Origin of the sequence: Tabrizicola soli, from assembly GCF_015999335.1 — a bacterium.
GTDB lineage: Bacteria > Pseudomonadota > Alphaproteobacteria > Rhodobacterales > Rhodobacteraceae > Tabrizicola > Tabrizicola soli.
The window spans coordinates 149,198-174,726 of sequence record NZ_JAEACP010000002.1 but is presented as its reverse complement, the minus strand read 5'-3'; the positions used below and the strand labels follow the sequence as shown (position 1 = coordinate 174,726).

The following is a 25,529-nucleotide window of genomic DNA, read 5'->3' as shown; positions in this document are numbered from 1 at the left end:
GGTGCGCTACAGCGCACCTTGCGCCTTTGGCCGGAAAGTGGGTTCATAACCCACCCTACATCCCGCGCAGTCGGGCCCCCATCCGGCCCCTACCACCATCCCCGGCCCGCCAGCACCCCCTGCGCCTTGGCCAGCCCCCGGTTCACCCTTCCCCTCCGCAGCCCCCGACCCGATTCCAGCCGCTCCAGCACCACCTCCACCGGACAGGCCCGCCCGCTGACCGGGTCGCGGTAGCGCGGGTACTCGACCAGCGCGGCGTGGACCAGCCGCTTCAGGCTGACCGGCCCCCGCCAGTCCGGGACCGGAGCAAGATCCCGCGTCAGGCCCCGGCCGGCGTAGAAGGGCGTGCCGAGGCAGGTGACCGGCACCCCCCGGACCAGCGCCTCGAAGCCCAGGAGCGAGGTCATCGTCCAGACCTCGTCCACCTCCGCCAGCACGGCCGCCGGATCGGCCCGCTCCAGCACCAGGTCGGCCGGCCCCGTCAGCGCCCCGGCCCGCAGGCCCGCCACCACGTCGGGATGCGGCTTGTAGATCACCACCGCCCCCGGATTCTCCGTCCTGACCGCCTGCAGCAGGGCGAGGTTCGTCCGCACCGCCCCGGCCCCCCGCAGGATCGAGGCGTCGTCCTCGACCTGGCCCGGCACCAGGATGCGGCGGCCCTTCGGCAAAGCGGGCAGGGGCGGGGCGGCGAGGTTGTATTTCGACAGGCCCCGCTGACGCAGCGCCGAAATCAGCGCCCCGGCCCGCGCCTCGCCGCCCGGCGGCATCGGAGCGGCCAGCAGCGCATCCAGCCGCGAGGGGCGCGCGGGATCGTAGTGGATGCCCCGGTCGTCGGTCACCAGCGAGAGCGGCGGCACCAGATCCGCCCCCAGCCCGCGCGAGCGCAGGAACCCGTCCTCGACCCGCAGGCAGGGCACGCGCGGGCGGAACCCCTCCGGCTCCTTCCCGGCCCAGAGCATCAGCCCGCGCCCGGTCGCCGCCGCCAGCCGATCCGCCGCCTCGGGGTCGTCGCGGAACCGCAGCGGGCCGAAGAAACCCCGCAGGTGCGGCCGCTTCCAAAGCCGCATCCCCGCCGCGACATGGCCACGCCGGTCCTCGCGGAAGGCGCGGACCTCGGCCTCGAGCTGGTCGATCACCGTCTCGACCTCGCAGAGCCGGTCGCGGCAGGGGTCGTACCAGAGCGGCGCGCGGATCATCGCGCCCGCGAACAGCTCCTCGACGGTCAGGCGGCGCGTGCGGCGGGGCAGGGGGCGCTCGTCCCGGGTCAGGCCCCAGCCGGCATAGAAGGGCTGGCCGAAGACGCGCGGGTGGTGGCCCTGCAGGATCGCCTCGAAGCCCAGCTGCGAGGACACCGTATAGACCGCCGCCGCCGCCGCCAGCAGCCGCTGCGGCGCGACCGGCGCGACCAGCAGCGAGACCCGCCCCTCGGCCCGGCCGAAATGGCCGGGACGCAGGCCGGCGGCGCTCTCGGGATGGGTGCGGATCACGATCCGGCGTTCGGGATGCTCGCGCAGCGCGGCGGCCAGCATTGCGGGAAAATCGCCGGCGCCGGCCCCGGAATGGCGGATCGCGGCATCGCCCCTGATCTGGTCCACGACCAGGACATAGCCGGGATCGGGTGCAGGCAAATCCTGGTCGAAATTGTTGTATTTTGAAAGATTAAGATGCTGAATTCTGGCAATTGCCAACCTTGCCCGGTCAAGAATGTTCGAATCCTGCAAGCCGGCCACCAGCATCCCCTCCAGCGCCGAGGGGGTGGCGCTGTCGAAATGCACGCCGAGAGGGTCCACCAGAAGCCCCAGCGGCGCCTCCCCGCCTGCCCGGCCGGGGTGGATCGAGCGCAGGAAGGCATCCTCGACCCGGACCAGCGGCAGGCCCCTTGCCGCCGCCAGCCGTTCCCCGCGCCAGGCGGTCGGGCTGCGGCCCCAGACCAGCACGCCGTCGCCGGGCCGGGGCAGGCCCAGGCGCAGCTCGTGCCCGGCAAGCTCCAGCATCCGGTGCAGGCGGCGGTCGCGCGCCAGCGACAGGTTCTGATGCCAGAGCCGTCGCGGAACCCCGGCCAGGCCCTTGCCCGCCACGGCCGGGTCAGTTGCCGGAAGTGGCGGTATTGGCCAGGTTCGACGCCGCCCCGGTCGTGCCGGTGACTGCGCCCAGCGTCTTTTGCCACTGCACGAAGGGGGCCTCGGTCACGTAAAGCGTGTCGCCGTCGCGGATCTGGAAATCCCGCGCCTCGAAAAGGCCGGTGGGTTCGGTCAGGTCCAGCACATAGATCATGCGCTGCTCGCCCACCAGATCGGCCTGTCCCAGCACTTCCCGCGCCACCGCCTCGCCCTCCTCGCGCAGGACGAAGATGCCGGTCGGGTCGGCCGAGGCGGTCGAAAGCCCGCCGACCGTGGCGATCGCCTCCAGCGCCGACATGGTCTCGGATTCGAAGGGCACCAGGCTTTGCCCGCCGGTCGCGCCGAGCGCGATGAAACTGCGGCTGTCCTCCTCGATCACGATCTTGTCGCCGGGGCGCAGCGCGATGTCCAGCGCGGGGTTCGCGTAGAGGTCCTTCAGCCAGATCTTGCCGGTCTGGCTGCCGCGCGTCACCCGCACGATGGCGACGCCGGGATCGATCGCCACGCCGCCGGATTTTGCCAGCATCGTGGCCAGCGTCCGTGTCGGGGCCTCGATCGGGTAGACGCCGTTCGCCCCCGCCTGGCCCGAGATCGAGACCGTCGCCCCGTCCCCCGCCACGCGGGTGACGCTGACCTGCGGGTCCGGGGTCTGGTCCTCGAGCTGGCGGGTGATCGCCTGGCGCAGCCCCTCGGGCGTCTGGCCGGCGGCCTTGAGGCGCCCGGCATAGGGGATGTAGATGAAACCCTGCCCGTCGACCTGGATTTGCTGCAGGCTGGTGACCCGCTGGCCGGTATTGCCCAGAAGCGGGTCGTCCTTCACGTTCTCGAAGACGCTGACGCCCAGCACATCGCCGGCGCTGATCACGTCCGAACCCATCAGCCCCGCCTTGCGGAAGGCGTCGCTGAAGCCGAAGCTCGGCTGCATCGCGGTGGCCCGGCTGACGGCGGGGGTCACGGGAACGACATGGGCATCGCCCGCGCGTTCGACCGCGCCGGCGAGGACCTCGCGCTTGGTCGGACCCGAGCGGGGCAGCCCGCAGGAGGAAACCATGGAAACCAGGGTCAGAAGGGCAACTGCCCTGACCAGATACCGCTTACGCACTGCCGGATTCCTTACGCTCCGCCCGATGCGGGGAAACTAGCGAAACTGCCGGGGCTGCGCCAGCCGGTCCTGCCGGAATCAGCGCACCAGGCGCAAATTCTGCCGTGGCGCCGCACTGCCGGACAGAAGCGCCTGATAGGGGTCGTCGGACGCAAGCATCAGGTCCACCACCTGTCGCAGCAGGTACCGCCGGCCGTTTGCGGAATAGAAGCCCCCGACCAGCTGCGAGGTTTCCAGCAGGAACTGCCGGTAGTCGCGATAGGCGCGGGTATCCGGGCGATTCGGGGCGGCGAAGAACTCGGCCAGCGGCTGCGAGGAGATGAACTCCGGCTTGGCATAGACCGCCGCGCCGAAGCTGCGCAGCGGCACCCCGCGCCACAGGGCCTGTTGTCCGGCGGTGGAATTGACCGTCACGGCGGTGCGCGCCTCGGCCAGAAGCCCGGCCAGCTTGCCGCCCCGGACGAAATGCACGCGCGCGTCGATCCCGTGCAGCCGCGCCAGACGCCGGATCTCGGGCAGCAGCGGCACGCGGCCGTCTTCCAGCGGATGGGCCTTGAACACCAGATGGTGATGCGGCGGCGCGCCACGGGCGAAGCTTTCCACGACCAGCGCCAGAAAGTCGGTCATGCTGGCGAAGGGCGAATGGTCGCGGAAACTGGCGTCATGCTCCAGCTGCAGGATCGCCAGATGATAGGGAAACCCCCCGTGCCGGATGCGAAGCGTGGCAAGCCGGCGCTCGACCCGGTAGAGCGGCATCAGGAAGAAGCGCCGCAGATGCAGCCGGAACTCCTGCCCCACGGTGAGGGCGCGATGCGGGCGGAAGTTGCGATAGGCCCGGCGGCCAAGCGCCACGAAGGCGTGATAGATCGCGCCCCAGAACATGTGCTGGCGCATGTCGCCCCAGGTGCCGGGCGAATCGGGCAGGTCGCGGTCCACCCGGTCCAGCGCGGCCTGCATCTCGGGCAGGGTCAGCTGCATCAGCCGCGAATGGCCGTTCGACCCGCCGCGTTCATAGCTGACCCAATAGGGGCGCAGGTAGCCTTCCTCGAAGACATGCACGGTGATCCCGCGCGCCCGGGCCAGGCGGACGGCCTCGGCATGGATCGGCCGCGTGTCGCCGTAAAGCACCAGGTCGGTGATCCGCAGCCTGTCCAGCAGCGCGGCGCAGGTCGCGGGCCAGAGGTCGTGGCTTTCCCGGAACGGGATATAGCCTTTCCCGCGCCAGAACATCCGGTCGCCGAGATTGAACCCCACCCGCCAGACCTGCGCCCCGGCCGCACGCAGCATCCGCCCCAGGCGGTGGAACCAGGGCCCATGCGGCCCTTGCAGGAACAGGAAACGACGGTCGCTCAACCAAGGTCACTCGTGTACATCACGCCCTTTTCCTGTCCGATCGCGGCAGGCGTGGCAAGAAGTCAGACGCGGATCATGGCACTTTGGCCCTTGGGCTTGCAAGCCGGTCGGGGCGGCTTTACCTCAGGGGAAAAGCGGGAGAAGCGGATGTTCACCGGAATTGTCACCGATGTCGGCCGGATCGTCGAGACGAAGCTCACCGGCGACCTGCGCGCCCGGATCGCGACGCGCTATGACGTGGCGGGCATCGACATCGGCGCCTCGATCGCCTGCGACGGGGTCTGCCTGACGGTGGTGGCGCTGGGGCCGGAAGGCTGGTTCGACGTCGAGATCTCGGCCGAGACCCTGTCCAAGACCAATCTCGGCGGCTGGATGCCCGGCAAAAGGGTGAACCTGGAGCGCGCGCTGAAGGTCGGGGACGAGCTGGGGGGGCATATCGTCTCGGGCCATGTCGACGGGCTGGCCGAGGTGGTGGGGGTGCGGCATGAGGGCGGCTCGGTCCGCGTGACCTTCCGCGCGCCCGAGGCCCTGGCGCGGTTCATCGCGCCGAAGGGGTCGGTGGCGCTGAACGGCACCTCGCTGACGGTGAACGAGGTCGCGGGGGCCGAGTTCGGCGTGAACCTGATCCCGCATACCCAGGAGGTGACCACCTGGGGCGAGGTGAAGGCCGGGGACCGCGTGAACCTGGAGGTCGACACCATGGCCCGCTACGTGGCGCGGCTGCGCGAGTTCGACTGAGCGCGCGCCTCTGGCCGGCCGCCGGGGGTTTCACACCCCCCGCGTCCAGTGGTGCTTGAACCAATGGCGCAACAACTGGACGCACCCGTGGAGTATTTCTCCAAGAGAAAGCACAATTTGAATCGAATTGTGCCGAAAGGGCAGGGCCATGAAAAACGGCGGCCCCGAAGGACCGCCGTTCAGTCAGTGTCGGGCAGATCAGGCCGCGCGGCCGACCAGGACCGAATCGACCTGCTTGGCCGCGCCGGCCTCGTCCACGCCGGAGACGGCGGCGACTTCGCGGGTCAGACGCTCCAGCGCCGCCTCGTAGAGCTGACGCTCGGAATAGGACTGCTCGCGCTGGTCGTCGGCGCGGTGCAGGTCGCGCACCACCTCGGCGATCGACAGGAGGTCGCCCGAGTTGATCTTCTGCTCGTATTCCTGCGCCCGGCGCGACCACATCGCGCGCTTGACCTTGGCCTTGCCCTTCAGCGTGTCCAGCGCCTTGGTCACCACATCCGGGGCCGACAGCGCGCGCATGCCGATGTCCAGCGCCTTGTGGGTGGGGACGCGCAGGGTCATCTTGTCCTTCTCGAAGGAGATGACGAAAAGCTCCAGCTGAATCCCGGCGATCTGCTGCTCCTCGATCGAGATGATCTTGCCCACGCCATGCGCGGGGTAGACCACGAAATCGTTCGGGCGGAATTCAGGCTTCTTCGGTTTGGTCATACGGCACATTCCCCAGATCGGAACCCTGTTCCGCAACAAACTCCGCCCACCGAGGCACCCCAGCCCTGGTGTGTGGAGTTGGCTAGTCGCAGAAACACACGGCCGGGCGGAATGCGCCAAGCCGTCAGACAGGCTTCCATGCTTGTTTGTAAACAAACCATAACACAAAATGCGCCTGATTCCAACTGCCGCGGAACAGGGTTCCTGGCAGGGAAAGCATTGTATTGTCGCGGTTTATCCGGGCGAAGCCCGGCCTGCGTCTTTCCGGGGCCCGAATCGGTCGGCGATCAGCCGCCGGTTCCGGGCGCTTCGGAGAAATACTTCTCGCGCTTGTTCGGTTCCCCGTCGCGCTCCTCATACCCGGGCAGCGGGTCCTTTTTCGTCACGATGACCGGCCATTGCACCGCATATTTGCGGTTGAAGGCCACCCATTCCTCGAGGTTGGGCTCGGTGTCGGGGCGGATCGCGTCGGCGGGGCATTCCGGCTCGCAGACGCCGCAGTCGATGCATTCATCCGGATGGATGACAAGCATGTTCTCGCCTTCGTAGAAGCAGTCGACCGGGCAGACCTCGACGCAGTCGGTGTATTTGCAGGCGATGCAGTTGTCGATGACGACATAGGTCATGGCGTGACTCGGATGCGATGTGTTCAGGGTTAGCTAGAGCAGGCGGGCGGATCATTCAAGCGGCTCCGGCGTCGCAGGCGGCTCGAGATCGAGGTAAAGCGCCTGTGCCTCGCCTGCGGGGCCGCGCCGCTGGCCCAGGGCCAGGATGCGGACCACCCGGATGCGGTTGCCTTGCGCAAAGGTCAGGACATCGCCCGCGCCGACGTCGCGGCCGGGGCGGGTGACGCGGGTGCCGTTCACCCGGACCGAGCCGGATTCGATCATTTCGGCGGCCAGGCCACGGCTCTTGAAGAACCGGGCCTGCCACAGCCATTTGTCCAGACGCAGGCCGGGGGCTGCCGAAGGGTTCGGCTTTCCCGACGGCCCGGCCAATCAGACCTTGCCCTTGAGCGCGAGGAGCGCGGCGAAGGGGTTGTCGGGGTCGATCGGCTTTTCGGCGCGCGGCGGGCGGGCCTCGAAGCTTTTCTGCCGGTCATCGCGCTGCGGCTTGCCGCCCTTGCGGTCGGGACGGTCGCCCTTGGGCCGGTCGTGCTTCGGCCGGTCGCCCTGCGGACGCTCGCCCTGGCCTTCGCGCCGGGGACGGTCGCCGCGCGGGCGGTCGCCCTCTTTCCGCTCGGGCCGGGGGCCGCGCTCGCCGCCACGTTCGGGGCGCGGACGCGGCTTCGGCGCCCAGGTGAAGGTGTAGAAGGACTCCATCTCCGGCGCGGCCTCGGGTTCCGGCGCGGGCTCGGGGGCGAGGATCGAGACCTCTTCCGGGATCGGCACGCCTGCCGCGATGGCGGCGGCGGCCTCCTCGGAGATTTCGGGGGCCTTCGGCGCCTCGGCCGCCTTGACCTTGACCCGCTCGGCCTTCTCGCCCTTGTAGCCCAGGCCCGCCATCAGGTCGGCGAACTGGTCCAGCGTCATGCCGGTGATCGAGAGCATGTCGGGCGTCGCCTCGAAACCGGCGCGGCTGTCCTTTTGCCGCAGGATGTCGGCCAGGCGTTCCAGCATGTCGATGCGGATCGCCCGCGCGCCGGCCGGGTGGTAGCCCGCGAGCGTGTAATGCTGCTTCGGCACTTCCTGGACGTTCGGAATGGTGACCAGGCCCGGAGGCGGCGATTCCGGGAACTCCTGCAACCCGTTCCACAGCGACCACAACACCAGCCGCAGCCGGGTGGGCGCGGGCTTCAAGAGCGCGGGCAGGAAGATGGTGAACTGGCCGAAGCGGACGCCATGCTTGCGCAGCGCCCCGCGCGCCTCCTGGTCCAGATCCTTGACCTCGGCGGCCACGGTATCGCGGGGCAGGACGCCCATCGCCTCGGTCAGGCGGAAGGCGAAACCGCGGGCGAGGCCGGTCAGCGTCTCGTCCCGGCCCATTGCCAGAAGCGGGTCGAACTGCGCCGCGACCTTGCGGTCGATGAAGTGCTGCAGGCGGCGGCGCACCTTTTCCGCGACCTCGGGACCGGCTTCCTCGTCCACGAAGGCCTCGACCGCCGGTTTCGCGGGCTCGGCGCCCTTGACCAGCTTGCCGACGGCATTGCTGCCCCACATCAGGCCGCCCTGTTCGGTGAAGTCCAGCTCGGTGTCCGGCGCGTTGTAGAAGCGGTCGGCGCGCAGGTGGAACTCGGGCTTCAGCGCCTGGAGCGCGGCCTGCGCCAGCGTGCGCGCGGCATCGCCCGTCGCGCTGGCATCCTGGCGGAAGCGGAATCCCTCCAGCCGGCCGGCGAATTCGCCCTCGACCGTCACTTCGCCCTTGTCGTTCACTTCGGCCACCAGAGCCTCCTTCTGCTTCAACCGGCGAAGCAGGACAGACGTCCGCCGGTCGACAAATCGTTGCGTCAATGCCGCATGCAGGGCATCCGACAGGCGGTCTTCTACAGCGCGGGTTTCCTCGCGCCAATGGCTTTCGTCCTGGACCCAGTTTTTCCGCTGACTGACATAGGTCCAGGTGCGGATATAGGCCAGCCGGCGCGAGAGCGCGTCGATGTCGCCCTCGGTCCGGTCGATGCGCTTGATCGCCTGCGCGAGCCAGTCCGAGGGGATGCGGCCGCCGCCAAGGCCCCTGCCGACCAGGAATTCGTAGATCCGCGCCAGCAGGGTGGCATGTTCCGTGCCGGAGGAGGAACGGAAGTCCGGAATGCGGCAGACGTCCCAGAGAAGCTGCACGCGCTTCGGTTCGGTCAGCCGGTCCCGCACCTCGGGCATGGCGGCCAGCGCCTTCAGGGCCAGAAGGTCGTCCGCCTCGCGCGCGCGGGTCAGCCAGTCGTTTGACGTGGGCTCCTCCAGGCTGCGGATCAGCCGCTCGGCGCTGCCGAATTCCAGCGATTCGTTGCGCCAGTGCAGTTTCTTCACCGGGGCGAAGCGGTGGGTCTCGATGGCCTCGACCAGGTCCTCGTCGAAGGGCCGCGCCTCGCCGGTGACGCCGAAGGTCCCGTCCTCGGTATGGCGGCCCGCCCGGCCCGCGATCTGCGCCAGCTCGTGCGGATAAAGCGCCCGCATCCGTCGCCCGTCGAACTTGGCCGTGGCCGAGAAGGCGACATGCTTGATGTCGAGGTTCAGCCCCATGCCGATGGCATCGGTCGCGACCAGGTAATCCACGTCGCCGTTCTGATAGAGCGCGACCTGAGCGTTCCGTGTCCGGGGGGAAAGCGCCCCCATCACCACCGCGCAGCCGCCCTTCTGCCGCCGGATCAATTCGGCGATGGCATAGACGTTTTCAACGGAGAAGCCGACGATGGCCGACCGGGGCGGCATCCGGCTGATCTTCTTCGACCCGGTGTAGGTCAGCGTCGAGAGCCGGTCGCGGCGCAGGAAGGTGACATGCGGCACCAGCGCCGCAATCGCCCCGCGCATGGTGTCCGACCCCAGGAACAGCGTCTCGTGCAGCCCGCGCGCCCGCAGGAGCCGGTCGGTGAAGACATGCCCCCGGTCGGCGTCGGCGCAAAGCTGGATCTCGTCCACCGCGACGAAATCCGCGCCGATCTCCAAGGGCATCGCCTCGGTGGTGCAGACCCAGTACTGCGTCCGCTCGGGCACGATCCGTTCCTCGCCGGTGACCAGGGCCACGACCGAGGGGCCGACGCGGGCCACGATCCGGTCATAGACCTCCCGCGCCAGCAGCCGCAACGGCAGGCCGATCACCCCGGTGCGGTGCGCCAGCATCCGCTCGATCGCATGGTGGGTCTTGCCGGTGTTGGTCGGCCCGAGGACCGCCGTCACCCGCCGCTGGGCGTCCATCGGTTAAAGCTCCTGCCCCTCGGCCTCGGTCTCCAGCCGCTCCACCGCCTCGGGGATGCCCTCCAGATGCGGATGGATCGCCAGCGCCGCCCGATAGGCCGCCAGCGCCTTGTCCGGCCGGTCGCTGTCCTCGAAGATCGCGCCCAGGCCCGCCAGCGCCCCGAAATGGCGCGGGTTCAGCGTCAGCACATGCGCGATGTCGGCAAGCGAGGGTCCGAACTCCCCCGCCTGGAAATAGGCCGTGGCCCGCCCGTTCCAGCCCTCGGCGAAATCGGGGTCATGGTCGATGACGGCTGTGAAATGCGCGATGGCCTGCCCGGTATCGCCCAGCTCCAGCGCATCGCGCCCGCGCTGCAGAAGAAGGTCGATCGCGGGCGAGCCGGATTTCGACCATTCGATCCAGATCTCGCTCTCGATCCGGGCGGCCTCTGCAGGCTCGGCGGTCTGCAGCCGGGTGAACAGATCGTCCAGCCGGGCACTGTCCCCGGCCGCAGCCAGGCCGCAAGTCAGGAAAAGCGGAACAAGTGCCGCAACGATACGATTGAGAATGGCGGCACGGACACCCATAACGTGAAGGTAACCGATCCGCGCGGGATTGCCAGTGTCGCCCGGGTCACGAAGGAGAGATGCGATGAGCGAACTGATCGATGCGGCGGTGAAGGCACTGTCGGCGAAACTGTCGGGCGGCTATGATGGGGTGGCCAAGTTCGTCATCCCGGGCGAGGGGACGATCATGCTGGACCACGCCGGCGTCCGCGCCGGGGATGAGGAGGCCGACGTGACCCTGACCGCTGAGGCCGATGTGTTCCGCGCGATCCTCGACGGCGCGATGAACCCGACCATGGCCTTCATGTCCGGCAAGCTGAAGGTGGACGGCAGCATGGGCCAGGCGATGAAGCTTGGCGCGGTGCTGGGGTGATCCAGGGACTGACGCCTGCGCCCTTTCACGAAGGGATCGCCGACTCCCCGCCGGGCGCGGTCGCGGTCTGGGCGCGGGCGGGTGCTGTGCGGATCCGGCTGGCCTGGTGGCAGGGCGGGGCGAAGGGGACGGTGTTCCTGCTGCCCGGCCGGACCGAATGCGTCGAGAAATACGGCCGCGCGGCGGGCGACCTCATCGCGCGGGGCTGGTCGGTCATCACGATAGACTGGCGCGGCCAGGGCCTGGCCGACCGGGCGCTGCCCGATCCGATGGCGGGCCATGTCGGCGATTTCTCCGAATACCAGCAGGATTTCGACGTGATGCTGGCCGCCGCGCGGCAGGCCGGCCTGCCCGAGCCCTGGCATATCCTGGCCCATTCCATGGGCGGCTGCATCGGCCTGCGCGGCCTGATGCGCGGCCTGCCTTTCCGCTCGGCGGTGTTCTCGGCGCCGATGTGGGGGATCTCGATGGCCGCCTGGCTGCGCCCGGTGGCGCATGTGGTCTCGGCGCTGGCCGGCCCCTTGCGCTATGCCCACCGCTATGCCCCGACGACGGGGGGCGAGTCCTACATCCTGACCGCGCCCTTCGAGGGCAATGTGCTGACCACGGACCGCGGGATGTGGGACTACATGGCCGCGCAGCTGCATGCGGTGCCGGGGCTGGCGCTGGGCGGGCCGTCGATCGCCTGGCTGCGCGCGGCGCTGCGCGAATGCGCGGCACTCGCGGCGCGGCCTGCGCCGGACCTGCCGGTGATCTGCGCCATGGGGTCGCGCGAGAAGGTGGTGGACCTGGCCCCGGTGCATCTGCGGATGGCCCACTGGCCGGGGGGAGAGCTGGACATCTATCCGGGGGCCGAGCACGAGATCATGATGGAAGGCCCCGAGGTCCGCCGCCGGTTCTTCGACCGCGCCGCCGCGCTTTTCGAGGCCTCCCGCCCGTAGGGTGGGCGAATCGCCCACCTTAACCCGCGCCCGGATTTCGCAGGGCAGGGTGGGTGAATCACCCACCTTACGACAGGGTCCGCACCCTGCCGTGGCCCGCGCAGGGTGGGCGATCCGCCCACCTTGCGGCCCAGGGTCACTCGGCCCCGACGCTTCCGAATTCCAGGCTCCGCCCTTCCGGCCCCGTCAGCACCAGTCTCCCGTCCTCCGACACCTCGGCCCGGGTCATCGCCTCCAGCGCCGCGAAGAAGGCCGCTTCCTCCCCCAGGCGGTCGCAGGCCATCCGGGTCGCCCGGATGCCCTGCACATCCAGTTCCGGCAGGGCTGCCCCGTTCAGGCTGGACCAGCTGTTGCACGGCGCCTGCCCGGACAGGCCGCCATCCGCCGCGATCCGCAAGGTGGCGGGATAGTCGACCGCCACCCCGTCGACCGAGACGAGCCGCCAGTCCACCCCGACAGGGTCCTGGGCGCAGGCTGCGGTGGTTGTCACGGCCAGAAGGGCGGCAAGGGAAAGCAGGCGCATGTCACGGGCTCCATCATCGGGTTTCGCCACCCCCTCGACGCGTCAGAAGGCCCCGGGCTTGGCCTCGCGCGCCATGTGGTCGAGCACGGCGTTGACGAACTTCGGCTCCTTGCCCTCGGGGAAGAAGGCCTTCGCCACGTCGACATATTCGGTGATAGTCACCTTGGGCGGCGTCGCCATGTCGACGAGTTCCGCCCCCGCCGCGCGAAAGAGCGCGCGCAGCACCGGGTCGATCCGGTCGATCGGCCAGGCCGCGACCAGCGCGCGGTCGGTCATCTGGTCGATCTTCGCCTGCCAGTTCACCGCCGCGCCCACGACGGCGCGGAAATGGTCGACGTCGCCCTCGGCGAACTCGCCCTCGTCATAGGTCGCGCCGAGGCGATGCGTCTCGAACTCGCGCGTCACCGCCTCGACCGTCTGGCCCGACACTTCCATCTGGAAAAGCGCCTGCACGGCGTAAAGCCGCGCGGCCGATTTCATCTGGCGCTTCTGCTGCCCCTTGTCCGTCATGCCCGGAAGCCGATCCCCTTGGATTTCCCGGCCCATTTGCGCGAAAGCGCGATCAGGTGCAAGGCCGCCGCGGCCGCCCCGCCGCCCTTGTCCTGGCCCGCGGGATCCGCCCGCACCTCGGCCTGGGCCCGGTTCTCGACCGTCAGGATGCCGTTGCCGATGCAGGCCCCCTGCAGGCCCAGAAGGCTGAGCGCGCGGGAGGAATCGTTGCAGACCGTGTCGTAATGCGTCGTCTCGCCCCGGATCACGCAGCCGAGCGCGACATAGCCGTCATATTCCGCCAGCCTTTGCGCCATGGCGATGGCCGAGGGCACCTCCAGCGCGCCGGGGACCTCGACCAGGTCGACCTCGGCCCCGCAGGCCGCGCCCACCGCACGCGCGCCCGCGATAAGGTTGTCGGCGATGTCCCTGTAATAGGGCGCCACCACGATCAGAAGCTTCACCGGCTTGTCGAACCCGGGCAGCGGCAGCGTGTAATGCGTCTCGGTCCCGGCCATGGGATTACTCCTTGATCGGGCGGGTGCCCGCGATCGTCAGCCCGTAGGCCTCCAGCCCCACGAACTTCGGCGCGGCGGAATTCGTCACCAGCGTGATCGACGACAGCCCCAGCGCGGAGAGGATCTGCGCCCCCACGCCATATTGCCGCAGCGTCTGCGGCGAATGTTCGCCCGGCGTGACCATCTTCATCGTCGTGTCGCGCAGCAGCACCACCACCCCGCGCCCCTCGGCCGCGATGATCCGCATCGCCGCCGGCAACTCGCCGCCGCCGCCCACGCCCAGCACATCCTCCAGCGGGTTCAGCGCATGGACCCGCACCAGCACCGGGCCGGGGGCGGCAAGATCGCCCTTCGACAGCACGATATGCTCGTCGCCATGGGTCTCGTCGGCAAAGACCCGCATCAGCCAGTCGCCGCCATGCGCCGAGGCGACCGACTTCACCGCCTTTTCCGTGATCAGGTTGTCATGCCGGCGGCGATAGGCGATCAGGTCGCTGATCGTGCCGATCTTCAGCCCGTGCTTCTGGGCGAAGGTGATCAGGTCCGGCAGCCGCGCCATGGTGCCGTCGTCGTTCATGATCTCGCAGATCACGCCCGAGGGGTTCAGCCCGGCCAGGCGGCTGACGTCGACCGCCGCCTCGGTATGGCCCGCGCGGATCAGGACGCCGCCCTCGCGGGCGCGCAGCGGGAAGATGTGGCCCGGCGTCGCGATGTCGGCCGCGCCCTTGGTCGGGTCGATCGCGACCGAGACCGTCCGCGCCCGGTCGGCGGCCGAGATCCCGGTCGTCACCCCCTCGCGCGCCTCGATCGAGAGCGTGAAGGCCGTCTCGTGCCGGCTGGAGTTCTTCGGGCTCATCAGCGGCAGGCCCAGGGCGTCGATCCGTTCCTTCGGCATCGCCAGGCAGATCAGGCCCCGGCCATGCGTCGCCATGAAGTTGATCGCATGGGGCGTGCACATCTGCGCCGGGATCACCAGGTCGCCCTCGTTCTCGCGGTCCTCGTGATCGACGAGGATGAACATCCGCCCGTTGCGGGCATCCTCGATGATGTCCTCGATCGAGGAAATGGCGTCGGAGTAATCTGACATGGGCGGCATCCTGCGTCTGGTTCCGCCGATGTATCGCGGCGCAGGCGCAAATGCCAGAGCTTCGGATGCGCGCGGAACGCAGACTTACCCCGCGCTGGCGGCAAGGACGGCCAGGCAGGCCACCTCGGCCAGTTGCTCCGCCGCGCCCAGGATATCGCCGGTCTGCCCGCCGATCCGCCGCAGCGCCAGCCGCGCCAGCCACAGCGAGGCCAGCACCACCAGCGCCGCCATGGGCAGCGCGGTGCCCCCGGTGAAGATCAGCGCGATCAGCACCGCGATCCCGATCCCGGCCAGCACCCGGTCCCGCGGCGGGCGGCCGGTCGCATGACTCAGCCCGGTGCCGCGCGCATTCGGCAGGCCCGCCATCAGCGCCGCCATCGGCGACCGCGCCAGCGCGCCCACCGCGACCAGCGCCCAGATCTCTCCGGCGGTGAGGATCGTCACCAGCGCCGACCAGCGCGCCAGGGTGACCAGCAGCAGCGCCAGCACGCCGTAGCTTCCGACCCGGCTGTCCTTCATGATTTCCAGCCGCCGCTCGCGCGTCCAGCCGCCGAACAACCCGTCGGCCGTATCCGACAGGCCGTCCTCATGCAGGCCCCCGGTCAGGATCGCCCCCAGCGCCAGCACCATGGCCGCCGTGACCCCCGGCGTGAAGCCCAGCCACAGCGCGATCCCCGCCAGCGCGGCGGCCAGCGCCCCCAGCGTCGCGCCGACCAGCGGCCAGGCCCAGGCCGAGGCCGCGCCCGTCCCCCGGTGCTCCGGCATCGGCAGCCGCGTCAGCAGCGCAAAGCCCGAGGCAAGATCATCCCACATTCCACTTCCCCCAGTTCACCCTGCGGCAATCCGACGCCATGTCGCGAAGCAGGCCCAAAGCGGCACATCCCGGCTGGCCCTGCCTTGGGCCATGGGGTAGCCCCAAGCCGTCTCAGGATCAATCGGGAGTAGATGATGCCGTTCCAGACCCTCGCCGAATTTCGCAGCCTCCTCGACCGCCTTCCCACGCCCGACGCGGCGGCGCTGGCCGGGGCCGGGGCGCGGAACGGCCAGTTGACCAAGCCGCCCGGCGCGCTTGGGCGACTCGAGCAGGTGGCGCTCTGGCTGGCGGGCTGGCAGGGCACCGACAAGCCGCATGCCGGCCGGCCGCAGATCGTGATCTTCGCGGGAAATCATGGCGTCACCGCGCAGGGGGTCTCGGCCTTCCCGCCCGAGGTCACGGTGCAGATGGTGGCGAACTTCGCCCATGGCGGGGCGGCGATCAACCAGCTGGCGAAGGCGTTTGGCGCGAAGCTGGATGTCGTCCCGCTGGAACTGGAGCGTCCGACCGCCGATTTCACCCAAGGCCCCGCGATGACCGAGGCCGAGGTCGTCGCGGCGCTGCGCGCGGGCTACGGCGCCGTCGATCCCGAGGCTGACCTGTTCGTTGCGGGCGAGATGGGGATCGGCAATACCACCGTCGCCGCCGCGCTGGCCGCGGCGCTTTACGGCGGCACGGGCTGGGCCGGGCGCGGCACCGGGGTGGACGATGCGGGACTTGGCCGGAAAGAGGCCGCCGTCGCCGCCGGTTTGGCGCGCCACGCCGCGGTTCTGGGCGATCCGCTCGAGGTCCTGCGCTGCCTCGGCGGGCGCGAACTGGCGGCGATGACCGGCGCGATCCTCGCCGCGCGGATGCACCGGGTGCCGGTGATTCTCGACGGTTTCGTCGTCTGCGCCGCGGCTGCGGTGCTGGAACGGTCGGTGCCCGGCGCGCTTGACCATTGCATCGCCGGGCATCAATCGGCCGAGGGCGCGCATCCCCGCCTGCTGGAGCGGCTGGGGAAAGAGCCGCTCCTGTCGCTTGGCCTGCGTCTGGGCGAAGGGTCCGGTGCGGCGCTGGCGATCGGGGTGGTGCAGGGCGCGGTCGCCTGCCATTCCGGCATGGCGACCTTCGCCGAGGCCGGGGTCGCGGCCGGTTCCTGACCGGACGCTCCTCGTTCGACTTCGTCTCCTCGTCGCCGGGCGGCGAGGAGCGACGAAGTCATCGACGAGCGGGTCCGGAGGCGGGGCCATTCCCTGACGAAAGGTAAATGTGCATCGTCAACCCGTTGATTTGAAACGAGACGGCTTGCCTGCCCGCGTGGCGCTCACGCCCGGGGCAGCTTCAGGCTGAGCAGCCGACCGCCCTTCTGGTAGCGGACCTCGGTCTCGGTGATCGCCTTGATCGTCCCTCCGTCGATCTTGTCGCCCACCGTGACCTTCTTGTAGCGCCCGTTCGACTGCCGGATCAGCGCATACCGGCGCGAGTCGGTGCCGTAGGTCCCGATCAGGTTCAGCTTCGACAGGTTGATCGCATCGGCAAAGGTCGCCTGCTTGGCCACGCTGGCCTTGGTCGGGATCGAGGGAGCCGCGCTGGCGGTCTCGGGCTCGTCCGCCTCGTCCAGTTCCTCGGGCTTGGCCTCCGGGGCCGGAGCGGCGGCGGCGACTTCCTGCGGTTCGGGCGCGCGCACGGCGGCGGCGACGGCGGCCTCGACCGCGCCGGCGAAGTCCTTCGGCCGGGCTGCAGGGCGCATCGAGATGGCGACGATGGAAGGATTCCGCGTCTCCAGCGCCTCGGCTGCGGCCAGGTTCGCCTCGGCCTGGGCGGCAAGCGAGGCGCCTTGTGCGCCAAGGTCGGCCGGCTTGGCGGCGGCGGCCGCAGCAAGAACGGTCTCGGGGCGGGGCAGGGGGCGGCGACCGGCGAATTCCGCCGCCGCGGCCGGATCGGGCGTGAGCGCGGCTCCATTGCCGTTGGCGGGGGGAACCAGCGTCTCGGGCCGGGGGCGGGGGCGGAATTCGGCGAGCGCCGGGTCGGCATAGGCGGGGGCAGTCGCAGGCTCGGCCGTTTCGGTGGCGGTCACCAGCGAGGCATCGGCGGCGGTGGCGGGAGCGGCCGGCGCGGGTTGCGCGGCGGCGGCCTGGGCGGCGGCGGCTTCGCTGCGCGAGGGCGGCAGGCGCGGCGGCTTGCCCGCGATCAGGAACACGCCTTCGGGGCTGACGATCCCCTCCTTCGTGGGCTTCAGAAGGCCGTTCGCATCGAACTGGTAGACGGTGCCGAAGGCCGGGGGCGGCATCGTGGGCGCGGGGGCAGCGTCGGCCCGGTCGACCGGGGCGGGCAGGGCCAGGGCATCCAGCGCCGGCGGCGGCGCGTCCATGGCGGAGAGGAAGATCTCGTCCTGATCCTCGGCCGGGGCGTCGGCCGCCGCCACCTCGGTCGCGACGGCGGTCTCGGGTGCGGGTTCGGCAACAACCGTCGCGGCCGCCTCGGGGGCAGCTTCCGGCACGGCTTCTTCCAGGGCCAGGTTCACCGCAGCGGGGTCGGCCTCCGGGGCGGCATCGGCCGCTTCCGCCAGCGGAGCCGTCTGACCCTCGGGGTCCTGCATGTCGGCCAGCATCTCGTCGTCGATACCGGCTTCGACGCCATCGCCCTCCACCACTGTGATCGCCTCGGACTGGGTGCTGTCGCTGCCCACGCGATAGAGCGAGGTCAAAGCCGCGATCACCGCGAGAAACAAGAGGAGCAGGGCCACCAGAACGGCAAGCATGGTCCCAGTCCGGCCGCGTGCGGGGGCTGCCGCGCCGAAGGTTCCGCCGGGGCGCGTGGGCGATTTCACCGTCACCGGGCCGGGCATCGCCGGACGCGGGATCTCGGTGCCGGGCTTCAGCTTCGGCTTGCTGCGGGTGCCGGGAATCGTGGGGGCGGTGACCAGGCCCTGAAAGCCCTTGGTGGCGGGCGCGGGCCGGCTGGCCGCCGGCGGCACGGCCCCGGGGCGCAGCGTGGCCTCGGCCCCACGGGGCGGGGCGGCGACCGGCGGGGCGGAGGAGGGCGCCGCGCCCTGGGTCCCGGAGCGGCGGCTGGCAAAGGCCATCAGCGCCGCCGAGGGCGGGGCGGGGGGGATTTCATCCTCCAGCTCCGGCGCGGTCACGCTGGGCTTCGGCACCACCGGGGGCGGCGCGGGGGGCGTGTCCTCGTCGGCCACCTCGGCGAAGGGGGCTTCCTCGACCTCGTCAACGCGCGGCGTTGCAGCTTCCGGGGCGGCGGGCGGCGCGGGCATTGCCGCGACGGGTTCTGCGGCCGGCGCGGGCTTGGACACGGGCTCGGGCTGGCGGACGGGTTCCGGCCGGGCGAGGTCTTCGACGACCGGCTCTGCCTCGGGTACGGGAGTCTCGGGCGCGGGGGTCTCGGGCAGGTCCGGTGCGGGCGGCTGGTCGGTGGTCCGCGCCTCGTCCAGATCGGACGGGCTGTCGTCCGCGGCAATCGCGGCTTCGGCCGGCGGGGCGGCAGGCTCCTCCACCACGGGCGGAGCCTCGGCCACGGGAGGCGCTTCGGCGGCGGCAGGCGCGTGCGCCGGGGGAGGGGCGGCGGGCAGGTCGCGTTGCAGGATCGAGACCGGCTCGCGGTCCTTCTCGACCGTCTCGCCTTCGGCAAGGATGTCGGCGGCGGCGGCGGTCTGGCCGAAGAAAGGCTCGCCCACGAAGGTGCCATCCTCGGGGATCGCGACGAAGCCGACCGGGTTCAGCCGGTGTCGGGTCGCGAAGCCCTCGGCCTCCTCCAGGGTCTCGCGCGCCACGACGGCGACCTTCACGGTCGCGCCCTTGCCGGACCAGTCGAACAGCAAGTCGTCCACGCCATAGGGCGTCCGCCCCTCGAGCGCGGCGGCGATCTGGCGGCGCTTCTCGTCGCGGCTGGGGCCGGGGGCGTTGACCTCGGTGTAGAGGATCTGGCTGTTGGGCAGGACGATCTTGGTGGCCATTCCCATCGGAGATAGACCGAGCGCAGTCTTGCGCAGATAGGCCAGCGCCTCGTCCAGGTCGGGGGCGTCGAAGGCCACCTCGCCGAGCGGGAGCCAGCCTTTCGGCGTCCGGTGCAGAAGGCCCACGACGTCGCGGGTGAGATCAAGTGCGAAAGTCGGTTTCATGCGGCGGGTCTAGCACGGAAAATGAAAGCGCGGGAACTTGCCGCGCGGGCGTGGCGCAGAACTACAGCAGCTTTTCGCCGAAAGAAAGGAAAAGGGCCAAGGATCGGCTTGCCTGCGACGTCACAAAACCGAAAACCTGCGTCGAACCAAGGAGAAACCCGATGCGCCAACTCTCTGCCCTCGCCCTTGCAGCCGCCCTTGCCCTGCCGCTCGCGGCCACCGCCATGGCCGAGGAGGCGCGGGTGCCGATGATCAACGTCACCGGCACCGGCACGGTCGAGGCGGCCCCCGACGTCGCCACCCTCTCGATCGGAGTGACCACGCAGGGCGAGACGGCGGTGGCCGCGCTGGCCGCCAATTCCGCCGCGATGGAGGCGGTGATGGCCCGGCTGGCCGCGGCCGGCGTCGAGGCGCGGGACATGCAGACCTCGAACCTGTCGGTCAATCCGAACTGGACCGGCTATGACAGCGGCACGCCGACGATCTCGGGCTATGTCGCGGCGAACCTGCTGACGGTGACGATCCGGGATCTGGCGGGGCTGGGCCCGGTGCTGGACGCGGCGGTGCAGGACGGGGCCAACACGCTGAACGGACTGAGCTTCGGCTTTGCCGATCCCGAGCCGCTTCTGGACGAGGCGCGCAAGGAGGCGGTGGCCGATGCCCGCGCACGGGCCGAGCTTCTGGCCGCGGCGGCGGGGGTGAAGCTGGGCCGCATCCTCTCGATAAGCGAGGGCGCGCCGGAGGGCGGGCCGGTGCCGATGTACAAGGCCGAGCTTGCGGCGGCCCCGGTGCCGGTGGCGGCGGGCGCGATGGACGTGGCGGCCTCGGTCACGATCTTCTACGAGATCGCCGAGTGACAGGATCGGGCCGAAACCGCAACTGCACCGCCGTTTCGGCCTGATTTTGCCCAAGTTTTCCGCAAGACAGCGCCGGAAGGTGGCAGGAGCGGGGTTAATGGTGCGTCGGATCAGCTTGGCCATCCTGGGCGCTGCCGCGCTTGCGGCGGTGGCTCTGGTGCTGGGCGGGCCCGGCCCGCTGGAGCGGATCCTGCCTCCGAGGGCGCTGGACTATCTGGAAAGCGCGGGCGTCTTCGGGGCCCATGGCCGCACGGGCCAGCTGCCGCAGGATTTCCTGGAGGAGGACGCCGGCGGCCTGCGCGCCATGGGGCCGATCGCGGCGGGGGCCGGCAACCGGCCGGTCTTCATCGGGGATGTGGTGGCCGGTTATACCACGCAGGCCGGAGCCGACATCCCGGCCGAGGTCACCACGATCCGTCCGATCATGGGTTGCCGCCCGACTCCGCCGCAGGAGGGGACGCATTTCGGACATGTCACAGCCGGGGCCAGCGGGATCGGGTTGGCGCTGTCCACCTACAACGACAGCGACCTTGCCGCCGGGGTGCAGCGTCTGGCCGATCACTACCGCCAGACCGGAAATGCCGCGATGCTGGACCTCTCCGGTCCCGCCTATGAGGCCTATGACGTCGCGGTGACCGAAACCTCGGCCCCGGTCTATCTGGTCCTCGAGACGGGCGCGGGCAACCGGATGTGGAACCTGCACCTCGCCCCCGGCGCCCGGATCGAGCGGGTGATCCTGCTGGGCGGCACCCAGGCCGGTATCGCCAACCTGGACCCGGTGGTGCCGGTCGAGGTCATCCTGGACTCGGGCCTGGCAAGCTGCGGCATCCATCCGGCCTATGGGCCCGAGGGCACATCGGACGGGGCCTATGACCGCTGGTTCCTGGATGTCTTCGGGGTGACGGCCTCCTCCAGCCGGATCGGCTTCGACCGGGGCACGATCTCGCTGGTCGGTCCGGTTCCGGGGGCCGAGGACCCGAAGGCCGGCTATGCCCCGGTCAACGGTGCGAAGATCCGCACGACCCAGGACCAGTTCTTCGAGATCCGCGGCCAGGCCGGCAAGGGCGAGAATTTCGCGGCGCGGGTGAAGGCCATTGCCCTGACCTTCGCCTTTGGCGATCTGGACTACCTTCGGCAGGGGGCAAGCTTCTGATGCCGCGCCTGTTGATCGCATCCGGCCTGCTGCTGATGGCCGTGGGCTTCGGCACGGCCGGCTGGAAGCATTTCCGCTCTCCCCCGCCGCGCGCCGAGGCCGAGCTGCCGCCGCCGCCGCCGGGGATGCCTCGGCAGGGCTGGCTGATCTCGCCCTCGGGCGGGCTGGTGCCACAGGACGAGGCGCTGGCCTTCCTGCGGCAGGATCGCTTCATGCCGGCCCGGACGGTCACCATCCTGCGCGATGCGCGCCTGGCCGAGCTGCTGGTCCAGGGCGAGAAACTGCCCGATGCGCCCTATCTGCAGGTTCTGGCCGACATCCGCGCCCCGATGCTGGCCGAGATGCTGTGCAAGGAAATGACCTCCACCCTGGCCGCCGATTGCGCGGTGAACCGGGCGCGGGTCGAGGCGGGCAGCGTCGATCCGCTGCAGGGCACGGCGCGGTTCCGTATCGAACTGGTGTTCCGCCTGAAGCCCGAGGCCGAGGAACTGCCGGACCTCGGCACCCATGTCCTGACCGGAGCCCGCCGGACCCTGGACCTCGACCCCGGCGCCGAGGGCACGGAATCCCCCGAGGCCGCGCTTGCCGCCGCCCTTGTCCAGGCGCAGGCCGCCTGCCCCGAGGAGGGACTGTTCTGCCGGATCCAGCGCCTTGCGGTGGACTGGTCCGAGGCGGCGCCGGTCAGGCTGACGGCCGAGGTCGCCTGGCTTGCGCCGCTGCCGAAGGGCGTCATCGCCCTGCCGCCGCTGGAGGCCGCCCCGGGGGGCTGACCTCCGTGCTGCGGGGTTCAGGCCTTGGACAGCGCCTGATCGAGATCGGCGATGATGTCCTCGACATTCTCGATCCCGATCGAGAGCCGCACCGAATCCGGCGCGGCGCCGGCCTTGATCTGCGCCTCTTCGGACAGTTGCCGGTGGGTGGTCGAGGCCGGATGGATGATCAGGCTGCGGGTGTCGCCCAGGTTCGCGACGTGGCTGAACAGCTTCACGTTGTCGATCAGCTTGACGCAGGCCTCATACCCGCCCTTCACCGTGAAGGTGAACAGCGCGCCCGGCCCCTTGGGCGTGATCTTCTGCGCCAGATGGTAGTAGGGCGAGGATTTCAGCCCCGGCCAGGTGACCGAGCCGACGCGCGGATCCTGCTCCAGCCACTCGGCCACGATCTTCGCGTTCTCGACATGGCGCTGCATCCGGAGCGCCAGCGTCTCGATCCCCATCAGCGTGTAATGCGCGCCCTGCGGGTTCATCGTCATGCCGAGGTCGCGCAGGCCGATGGCGATGGAGTGGAAGGTATAGGCCATGCCGCCCAGCGTCGGATGGAAGACAAGGCCGTGATAGGCCGGCTCGGGCTGCGAAAGCGAGGGGAACTTGTCCGAGGCCGACCAGTCGAACTTGCCCGAATCGACGATGATCCCGCCGGTGACGGTGCCGTTGCCGGTCAGGTATTTGGTGGCCGAGTGCACGACGATGGTCGCGCCCAGCTCGATCGGGCGGCAGAGGTAGGGGCTGGCGGTGGTGTTGTCGACGATCAGCGGGATGCCGGCCTGGTTCGCCACGCGGGCGATGGCGGGAATGTCCGAGATCGCGCCGCCGGGGTTGCAGATCGTCTCGCAGAACAGCGCGCGGGTGTCGCCGTCGATCGCGGCCTCGATCGCCTTGGGATCGTCGAAGTCGACGAATTTCGCCGACCAGCCGAACTTGCGGATCGTGTTCGAGAACTGCTGGATCGTGCCGCCGTAAAGCCGGGTCGAGGCGACGACGTTGCGCCCCGGCTGCATCAGCGGGAACAGCGCCATGATCTGCGCCGCATGGCCCGAGGAGCAGGCGATGGCGCCGGCCCCGCCTTCCAGCGCGCAGACCCGGTTCGCCAGCGCCGAGACGGTGGGATTGGTCAGGCGGGAATAGATGTTGCCGACTTCCTGCAGGTTGAACAGCCTGGCCGCGTGTTCGGCGTCGCGGAAGACATAGGCCGTGGTCTGGTAGATCGGAATCTGCCGGGCCCCGGTGGCGGGGTCGGGCTCGGCGCCAGCGTGGATGGCGAGGGTTTCGAAGCCAAGGGGTCTGTCGGTCATGGGGTCCTCCCGTATCTGGCGGCAGGGTATGCAAGGATGCGGGCAGGCGCAACGGGGGCGGGTCGTGAAGGATGATGATAGGGAAATCAATGGCTTGCTGCGGGGGATCGGAGGGAAATCCTTCCGGCTGCCGTCCGAGGTGCGCTGTAGCGCACCCTACGCTGCCGGGCGGTTGATTTGCGTCAAGGCGGCGGTGTGCCGGGCGGGGCAGTCTGGGCGGGCAATTCGGATGGGTCGGAGGGTGGCGATGAAAGGGATTGTGACGATCGGACTTCTTGCGGCGCTCCTTGGCCTGACGGCCTGCGCGGAGACCGGGCAGTATCCGGTCGGGGGCGACCAGTGCGGCCCGAGCGATCCGGTGCAGAAGCTGGATGCGGCCGATTGCGTGGTTCCGGGCAGCTGAGCCTAGCGCAGCCAGAAGCCCTCGCGTTTCAGCGTGTTGCGGATCGCCTGCTCGCGGTGCGGCAGGCGGTCGCGGTCGAAGAGCGCGCGCACCTTGCGGCCCCGGTTCTGGTAGACCATCACCCGCAGCGCCTCCCAGTCGCGCAAGGCGGGGCGCAGCGCCTTGTCGCGGGCGACCTCCTCCAGCACCGCGACAGCGCGGTCGCTTTCCCGCGCATAGAGGAGCGGCAGGGTGCGATAATGACAGGTGGCGGCGCCATCCAGCGCGGCCAGCTCCGGCCCCGGACGGCCGCCGCCGAAGGAATGGATCACCAACGGCAGGGTGATCTGGTCCAACCAGGGGAATAGCTCCTGGCAGACCAGTTCCGCAGGCGGGTTGTCGCGGATCTCTCTCGCCCAAGCGAGGAAACGGCCGCCGAAGCGGGATGGGCTTTCGTGGAAGAACCAGCCCGCGTTGAAGTAGAGGAAACGCTGCCAGTAGTCCTCGGGCTGGCTCGGGTCGAGCGAGCTGTCGAAGTCCAGGCCGAAGCGGTCGTAAAGCGATTTCCAGGTCTGGCTCGGGGTGGGGCCGTAAAGCTCCACCCCCGGCCAGGTGTTCTCGCGCCGCATCGAGGCCGAGGGGCGGGAGACGTCGAAGGCGATGCCCGAGACCGGCCCGGTGATCAGCGTATCGGTGTCCAGGAAGAGGAACGGCGCCTCGGGCAGGGCCGGCAGCGCCTCGATCTTGTTGCCCTGGGGATAGTCGGCGCCGAAGGCCCGCGCCTCAAAGGGCAGGATCTCGGCGCCAAGCCCGGTCAGGATCGCCCGGGCGCGGTCCGACAGGCGCGGGTCACCCGGCCATTTGCCGCCCGGCTGCGGCTCGGCGATGAAAAGCCTGCCCGAAAAACCGGGATCGGAATGGCGCAGCGAGGCCGCGAGCACGATCGCCTCGAACTCCAGCCGCCCGGCCTGCCCGACGGCGAGGATGTTGAAGCTCATTTCCGCGGGGTGAACCGCAGCGACAGGCAGGACATCCCGCCGTCCAGCTTGGCGCATTCCGAATTGCCGATCTCGCGCACGGTATAGCCCGCCGCCGCGATGGCGTCGCGGGTGCGGGGGAAGCCTGCCGGCATCAGCACCAGGTCGTTGAAGCGGATCGTGTTGGCCGCCGCCTCCTCGCCTTCGGCGACGTCGATCACCCGGTAGCCATCGAAGCAGCCCGAGGCCGAGAGGCGCGTGGTGGACAGGATCGTGTCCACGTCAAGGAGCGAGCAGTCGGTCTTGAAATGCAGCACACCGGGGGGCGTGTGGACCTCGCGCAGCTCGTGGCCCCAGGGGGCGACCAGCCGCGCCAGCTCGGCGATGCCCGCGGCATTGGTGCGCGCCGAGCGGCCGACGAGGATCTCGCGTTCGGTGACCAGGATGTCGCCGCCCTCGATGAAGCTCTCCGCGCCGGTGATCCCGACCACCTCGCCGTAAAGCGCGTGCAGATGCGGGGCCATTTCCGCCGCCTCGCCCAGCCGCGAGGGCGCGCCGGGGCGCATGACGACAGCGCCCTGCGGCAGGCAAAGCGCGGTATCCTCGACGAAGACGCTGTCGGGATAGGCGTCCAGGGGCGGCAGTTCGATCACCGTGGCCCCGGTCTCGCGCAGGGTGGCGATATAGCTGTCGTGGTGCGCCTGCATCAGCGCGAGGTCGGGGTTGCCGGTATCCACCGCGCGCAGGCCGCGCGTGATCGAGGCCGCCGGGCGGCGGGTGATGGCATGGGTGAATTGGATGGAGAAAGACATGGC

25 protein-coding genes are annotated in these 25,529 nt (G+C 70.1%); 8 read left to right on the top strand and 17 right to left on the bottom strand.

Features of this window, described 5'->3' with window-relative positions; all coding sequences use genetic code 11:
- Window positions 1-89 precede the first annotated feature (89 nt).
- From I7S92_RS02800 to I7S92_RS02790, 3 genes are all read right to left on the bottom strand, one after another.
- On the bottom strand, window positions 90-2,078 hold the full coding sequence (locus I7S92_RS02800; RefSeq protein ID WP_435532919.1) for a capsule polysaccharide biogenesis protein: 1,989 nt from the start codon (window positions 2,076-2,078) through the stop codon (window positions 90-92).
- 7 nt (window positions 2,079-2,085) lie between these two features.
- The gene (locus I7S92_RS02795; protein ID WP_197642033.1) at window positions 2,086-3,171 is read right to left on the bottom strand and encodes a polysaccharide biosynthesis/export family protein; all 1,086 of its coding nucleotides are present in this window, start codon (window positions 3,169-3,171) and stop codon (window positions 2,086-2,088) included.
- A gap of 129 nt (window positions 3,172-3,300) precedes the next feature.
- Window positions 3,301-4,575: a capsule polysaccharide biogenesis protein gene (locus tag I7S92_RS02790; RefSeq protein WP_242070036.1), complete on the bottom strand. Its 1,275-nt coding sequence runs from the start codon at window positions 4,573-4,575 to the stop codon at window positions 3,301-3,303.
- Between the two features lie 147 nt (window positions 4,576-4,722).
- Between I7S92_RS02790 and I7S92_RS02785 the strand changes: the two genes are divergently transcribed.
- Window positions 4,723-5,313: a riboflavin synthase gene (locus tag I7S92_RS02785; RefSeq protein WP_197641948.1), complete on the top strand. Its 591-nt coding sequence runs from the start codon at window positions 4,723-4,725 to the stop codon at window positions 5,311-5,313.
- 198 nt (window positions 5,314-5,511) lie between these two features.
- Here I7S92_RS02785 and I7S92_RS02780 read toward each other — a convergent pair whose 3' ends face one another.
- The 5 genes from I7S92_RS02780 to I7S92_RS02760 all read right to left on the bottom strand — a co-directional run bounded on the left by I7S92_RS02780 (window position 5,512) and on the right by I7S92_RS02760 (window position 10,433).
- Window positions 5,512-6,021, bottom strand: a complete 510-nt coding sequence (locus I7S92_RS02780) for a CarD family transcriptional regulator (protein WP_197641947.1) — start codon at window positions 6,019-6,021, stop codon at window positions 5,512-5,514.
- Between the two features lie 287 nt (window positions 6,022-6,308).
- Window positions 6,309-6,647, bottom strand: a complete 339-nt coding sequence (fdxA, locus tag I7S92_RS02775; protein WP_197641946.1) for a ferredoxin FdxA — start codon at window positions 6,645-6,647, stop codon at window positions 6,309-6,311.
- Window positions 6,648-6,698: 51 nt separating this feature from the next.
- A complete protein-coding gene (locus tag I7S92_RS02770) occupies window positions 6,699-7,019 on the bottom strand; it encodes an RNA-binding S4 domain-containing protein (RefSeq protein ID WP_197641945.1) in 321 nt (106 codons plus the stop codon).
- Window positions 7,020-9,866: a helicase-related protein gene (locus I7S92_RS02765; RefSeq protein ID WP_197641944.1), complete on the bottom strand. Its 2,847-nt coding sequence runs from the start codon at window positions 9,864-9,866 to the stop codon at window positions 7,020-7,022.
- 3 nt (window positions 9,867-9,869) lie between these two features.
- Complete coding sequence (locus tag I7S92_RS02760) at window positions 9,870-10,433, bottom strand: tetratricopeptide repeat protein (RefSeq protein ID WP_197641943.1); 564 nt, start codon at window positions 10,431-10,433, stop codon at window positions 9,870-9,872.
- Window positions 10,434-10,497: 64 nt separating this feature from the next.
- On the opposite strand from I7S92_RS02760, the gene I7S92_RS02755 reads away from it, so the two are divergent.
- Together I7S92_RS02755 and I7S92_RS02750 are read left to right on the top strand one after the other, a co-directional pair.
- Window positions 10,498-10,785 (top strand): SCP2 sterol-binding domain-containing protein, encoded by a 288-nt coding sequence (locus tag I7S92_RS02755; RefSeq protein ID WP_197641942.1) that lies wholly within the window; start codon window positions 10,498-10,500, stop codon window positions 10,783-10,785.
- Window positions 10,786-10,793: 8 nt separating this feature from the next.
- Complete coding sequence (locus I7S92_RS02750; RefSeq protein ID WP_197642031.1) at window positions 10,794-11,726, top strand: alpha/beta fold hydrolase; 933 nt, start codon at window positions 10,794-10,796, stop codon at window positions 11,724-11,726.
- 136 nt (window positions 11,727-11,862) lie between these two features.
- Here I7S92_RS02750 and I7S92_RS02745 read toward each other — a convergent pair whose 3' ends face one another.
- From I7S92_RS02745 to cobS, 5 genes are all read right to left on the bottom strand, one after another.
- Entirely contained in the window at window positions 11,863-12,249 is a 387-nt protein-coding gene (locus tag I7S92_RS02745) for an META domain-containing protein (protein ID WP_197641941.1), read from the bottom strand.
- Between the two features lie 42 nt (window positions 12,250-12,291).
- The gene (gene nusB / locus I7S92_RS02740; protein ID WP_242070035.1) at window positions 12,292-12,759 is read right to left on the bottom strand and encodes a transcription antitermination factor NusB; all 468 of its coding nucleotides are present in this window, start codon (window positions 12,757-12,759) and stop codon (window positions 12,292-12,294) included.
- Window positions 12,756-13,256, bottom strand: a complete 501-nt coding sequence (locus I7S92_RS02735; RefSeq protein ID WP_197641940.1) for a 6,7-dimethyl-8-ribityllumazine synthase — start codon at window positions 13,254-13,256, stop codon at window positions 12,756-12,758. The genes nusB and I7S92_RS02735 overlap by 4 nt, the downstream gene beginning before the upstream one ends.
- A 4-nt stretch (window positions 13,257-13,260) precedes the next feature.
- Window positions 13,261-14,352 (bottom strand): 3,4-dihydroxy-2-butanone-4-phosphate synthase, encoded by a 1,092-nt coding sequence (gene ribB, locus I7S92_RS02730; protein WP_197641939.1) that lies wholly within the window; start codon window positions 14,350-14,352, stop codon window positions 13,261-13,263.
- A 75-nt stretch (window positions 14,353-14,427) separates the two neighbouring features.
- Entirely contained in the window at window positions 14,428-15,156 is a 729-nt protein-coding gene (gene cobS / locus I7S92_RS02725; protein ID WP_197641938.1) for an adenosylcobinamide-GDP ribazoletransferase, read from the bottom strand.
- Between the two features lie 132 nt (window positions 15,157-15,288).
- On the opposite strand from cobS, the gene cobT reads away from it, so the two are divergent.
- A complete protein-coding gene (gene cobT / locus I7S92_RS02720; protein WP_197641937.1) occupies window positions 15,289-16,299 on the top strand; it encodes a nicotinate-nucleotide--dimethylbenzimidazole phosphoribosyltransferase in 1,011 nt (336 codons plus the stop codon).
- 164 nt (window positions 16,300-16,463) lie between these two features.
- Here cobT and I7S92_RS02715 read toward each other — a convergent pair whose 3' ends face one another.
- A complete protein-coding gene (locus I7S92_RS02715) occupies window positions 16,464-19,274 on the bottom strand; it encodes a translation initiation factor 2 (protein WP_197641936.1) in 2,811 nt (936 codons plus the stop codon).
- Window positions 19,275-19,435: 161 nt separating this feature from the next.
- Between I7S92_RS02715 and I7S92_RS02710 the strand changes: the two genes are divergently transcribed.
- The 3 genes from I7S92_RS02710 (at window position 19,436) to I7S92_RS02700 (ending at window position 22,054) form a co-directional block, all read left to right on the top strand.
- On the top strand, window positions 19,436-20,131 hold the full coding sequence (locus tag I7S92_RS02710) for an SIMPL domain-containing protein (RefSeq protein WP_197641935.1): 696 nt from the start codon (window positions 19,436-19,438) through the stop codon (window positions 20,129-20,131).
- Between the two features lie 97 nt (window positions 20,132-20,228).
- Window positions 20,229-21,284, top strand: a complete 1,056-nt coding sequence (locus tag I7S92_RS02705; RefSeq protein ID WP_197641934.1) for a hypothetical protein — start codon at window positions 20,229-20,231, stop codon at window positions 21,282-21,284.
- The gene (locus tag I7S92_RS02700; RefSeq protein ID WP_197641933.1) at window positions 21,284-22,054 is read left to right on the top strand and encodes a hypothetical protein; all 771 of its coding nucleotides are present in this window, start codon (window positions 21,284-21,286) and stop codon (window positions 22,052-22,054) included. Before I7S92_RS02705 ends, I7S92_RS02700 begins: the two co-directional genes overlap by 1 nt.
- 17 nt (window positions 22,055-22,071) lie before the next feature.
- Here the strand turns inward: I7S92_RS02700 and I7S92_RS02695 are convergent, their stop codons facing one another.
- On the bottom strand, window positions 22,072-23,355 hold the full coding sequence (locus tag I7S92_RS02695) for an O-acetylhomoserine aminocarboxypropyltransferase/cysteine synthase family protein (protein ID WP_197641932.1): 1,284 nt from the start codon (window positions 23,353-23,355) through the stop codon (window positions 22,072-22,074).
- A gap of 247 nt (window positions 23,356-23,602) precedes the next feature.
- Between I7S92_RS02695 and I7S92_RS02690 the strand changes: the two genes are divergently transcribed.
- The gene (locus tag I7S92_RS02690; RefSeq protein WP_197641931.1) at window positions 23,603-23,758 is read left to right on the top strand and encodes a hypothetical protein; all 156 of its coding nucleotides are present in this window, start codon (window positions 23,603-23,605) and stop codon (window positions 23,756-23,758) included.
- A gap of 2 nt (window positions 23,759-23,760) precedes the next feature.
- On the opposite strand, the gene I7S92_RS02685 is transcribed toward I7S92_RS02690, so the two are convergent.
- Window positions 23,761-24,735 carry a GT-B fold glycosyltransferase domain-containing protein gene (locus I7S92_RS02685; protein WP_197641930.1) on the bottom strand — a complete coding sequence of 325 codons (975 nt, stop codon included), beginning with the start codon at window positions 24,733-24,735 and terminating at the stop codon, window positions 23,761-23,763.
- Complete coding sequence (locus I7S92_RS02680) at window positions 24,732-25,526, bottom strand: dimethylarginine dimethylaminohydrolase family protein (protein WP_197641929.1); 795 nt, start codon at window positions 25,524-25,526, stop codon at window positions 24,732-24,734. The genes I7S92_RS02685 and I7S92_RS02680 overlap by 4 nt, the downstream gene beginning before the upstream one ends.
- Window positions 25,527-25,529 lie beyond the last annotated feature (3 nt).

Coding starts and splice junctions, on each gene's coding strand:
- I7S92_RS02795 (WP_197642033.1), bottom strand. CDS start 3,171: ATGGTTTCCTCCTGCGGGCTGCCCCGCTCGGGTCCGACCAAGCGCGAG.
- I7S92_RS02680 (WP_197641929.1), bottom strand. CDS start 25,526: ATGTCTTTCTCCATCCAATTCACCCATGCCATCACCCGCCGCCCGGCG.
- cobT (WP_197641937.1), top strand. CDS start 15,289: ATGATGCCGTTCCAGACCCTCGCCGAATTTCGCAGCCTCCTCGACCGC.
- nusB (WP_242070035.1), bottom strand. CDS start 12,759: ATGACGGACAAGGGGCAGCAGAAGCGCCAGATGAAATCGGCCGCGCGG.
- I7S92_RS02695 (WP_197641932.1), bottom strand. CDS start 23,355: ATGACCGACAGACCCCTTGGCTTCGAAACCCTCGCCATCCACGCTGGC.
- I7S92_RS02700 (WP_197641933.1), top strand. CDS start 21,284: ATGCCGCGCCTGTTGATCGCATCCGGCCTGCTGCTGATGGCCGTGGGC.
- I7S92_RS02745 (WP_197641941.1), bottom strand. CDS start 12,249: ATGCGCCTGCTTTCCCTTGCCGCCCTTCTGGCCGTGACAACCACCGCA.
- I7S92_RS02690 (WP_197641931.1), top strand. CDS start 23,603: ATGAAAGGGATTGTGACGATCGGACTTCTTGCGGCGCTCCTTGGCCTG.
- I7S92_RS02760 (WP_197641943.1), bottom strand. CDS start 10,433: ATGGGTGTCCGTGCCGCCATTCTCAATCGTATCGTTGCGGCACTTGTT.
- cobS (WP_197641938.1), bottom strand. CDS start 15,156: ATGTGGGATGATCTTGCCTCGGGCTTTGCGCTGCTGACGCGGCTGCCG.
- I7S92_RS02735 (WP_197641940.1), bottom strand. CDS start 13,256: ATGGCCGGGACCGAGACGCATTACACGCTGCCGCTGCCCGGGTTCGAC.
- I7S92_RS02705 (WP_197641934.1), top strand. CDS start 20,229: ATGGTGCGTCGGATCAGCTTGGCCATCCTGGGCGCTGCCGCGCTTGCG.
- I7S92_RS02785 (WP_197641948.1), top strand. CDS start 4,723: ATGTTCACCGGAATTGTCACCGATGTCGGCCGGATCGTCGAGACGAAG.
- I7S92_RS02780 (WP_197641947.1), bottom strand. CDS start 6,021: ATGACCAAACCGAAGAAGCCTGAATTCCGCCCGAACGATTTCGTGGTC.
- fdxA (WP_197641946.1), bottom strand. CDS start 6,647: ATGACCTATGTCGTCATCGACAACTGCATCGCCTGCAAATACACCGAC.
- I7S92_RS02765 (WP_197641944.1), bottom strand. CDS start 9,866: ATGGACGCCCAGCGGCGGGTGACGGCGGTCCTCGGGCCGACCAACACC.
- I7S92_RS02715 (WP_197641936.1), bottom strand. CDS start 19,274: ATGAAACCGACTTTCGCACTTGATCTCACCCGCGACGTCGTGGGCCTT.
- I7S92_RS02710 (WP_197641935.1), top strand. CDS start 19,436: ATGCGCCAACTCTCTGCCCTCGCCCTTGCAGCCGCCCTTGCCCTGCCG.
- I7S92_RS02755 (WP_197641942.1), top strand. CDS start 10,498: ATGAGCGAACTGATCGATGCGGCGGTGAAGGCACTGTCGGCGAAACTG.
- I7S92_RS02685 (WP_197641930.1), bottom strand. CDS start 24,735: ATGAGCTTCAACATCCTCGCCGTCGGGCAGGCCGGGCGGCTGGAGTTC.
- ribB (WP_197641939.1), bottom strand. CDS start 14,352: ATGCCGCCCATGTCAGATTACTCCGACGCCATTTCCTCGATCGAGGAC.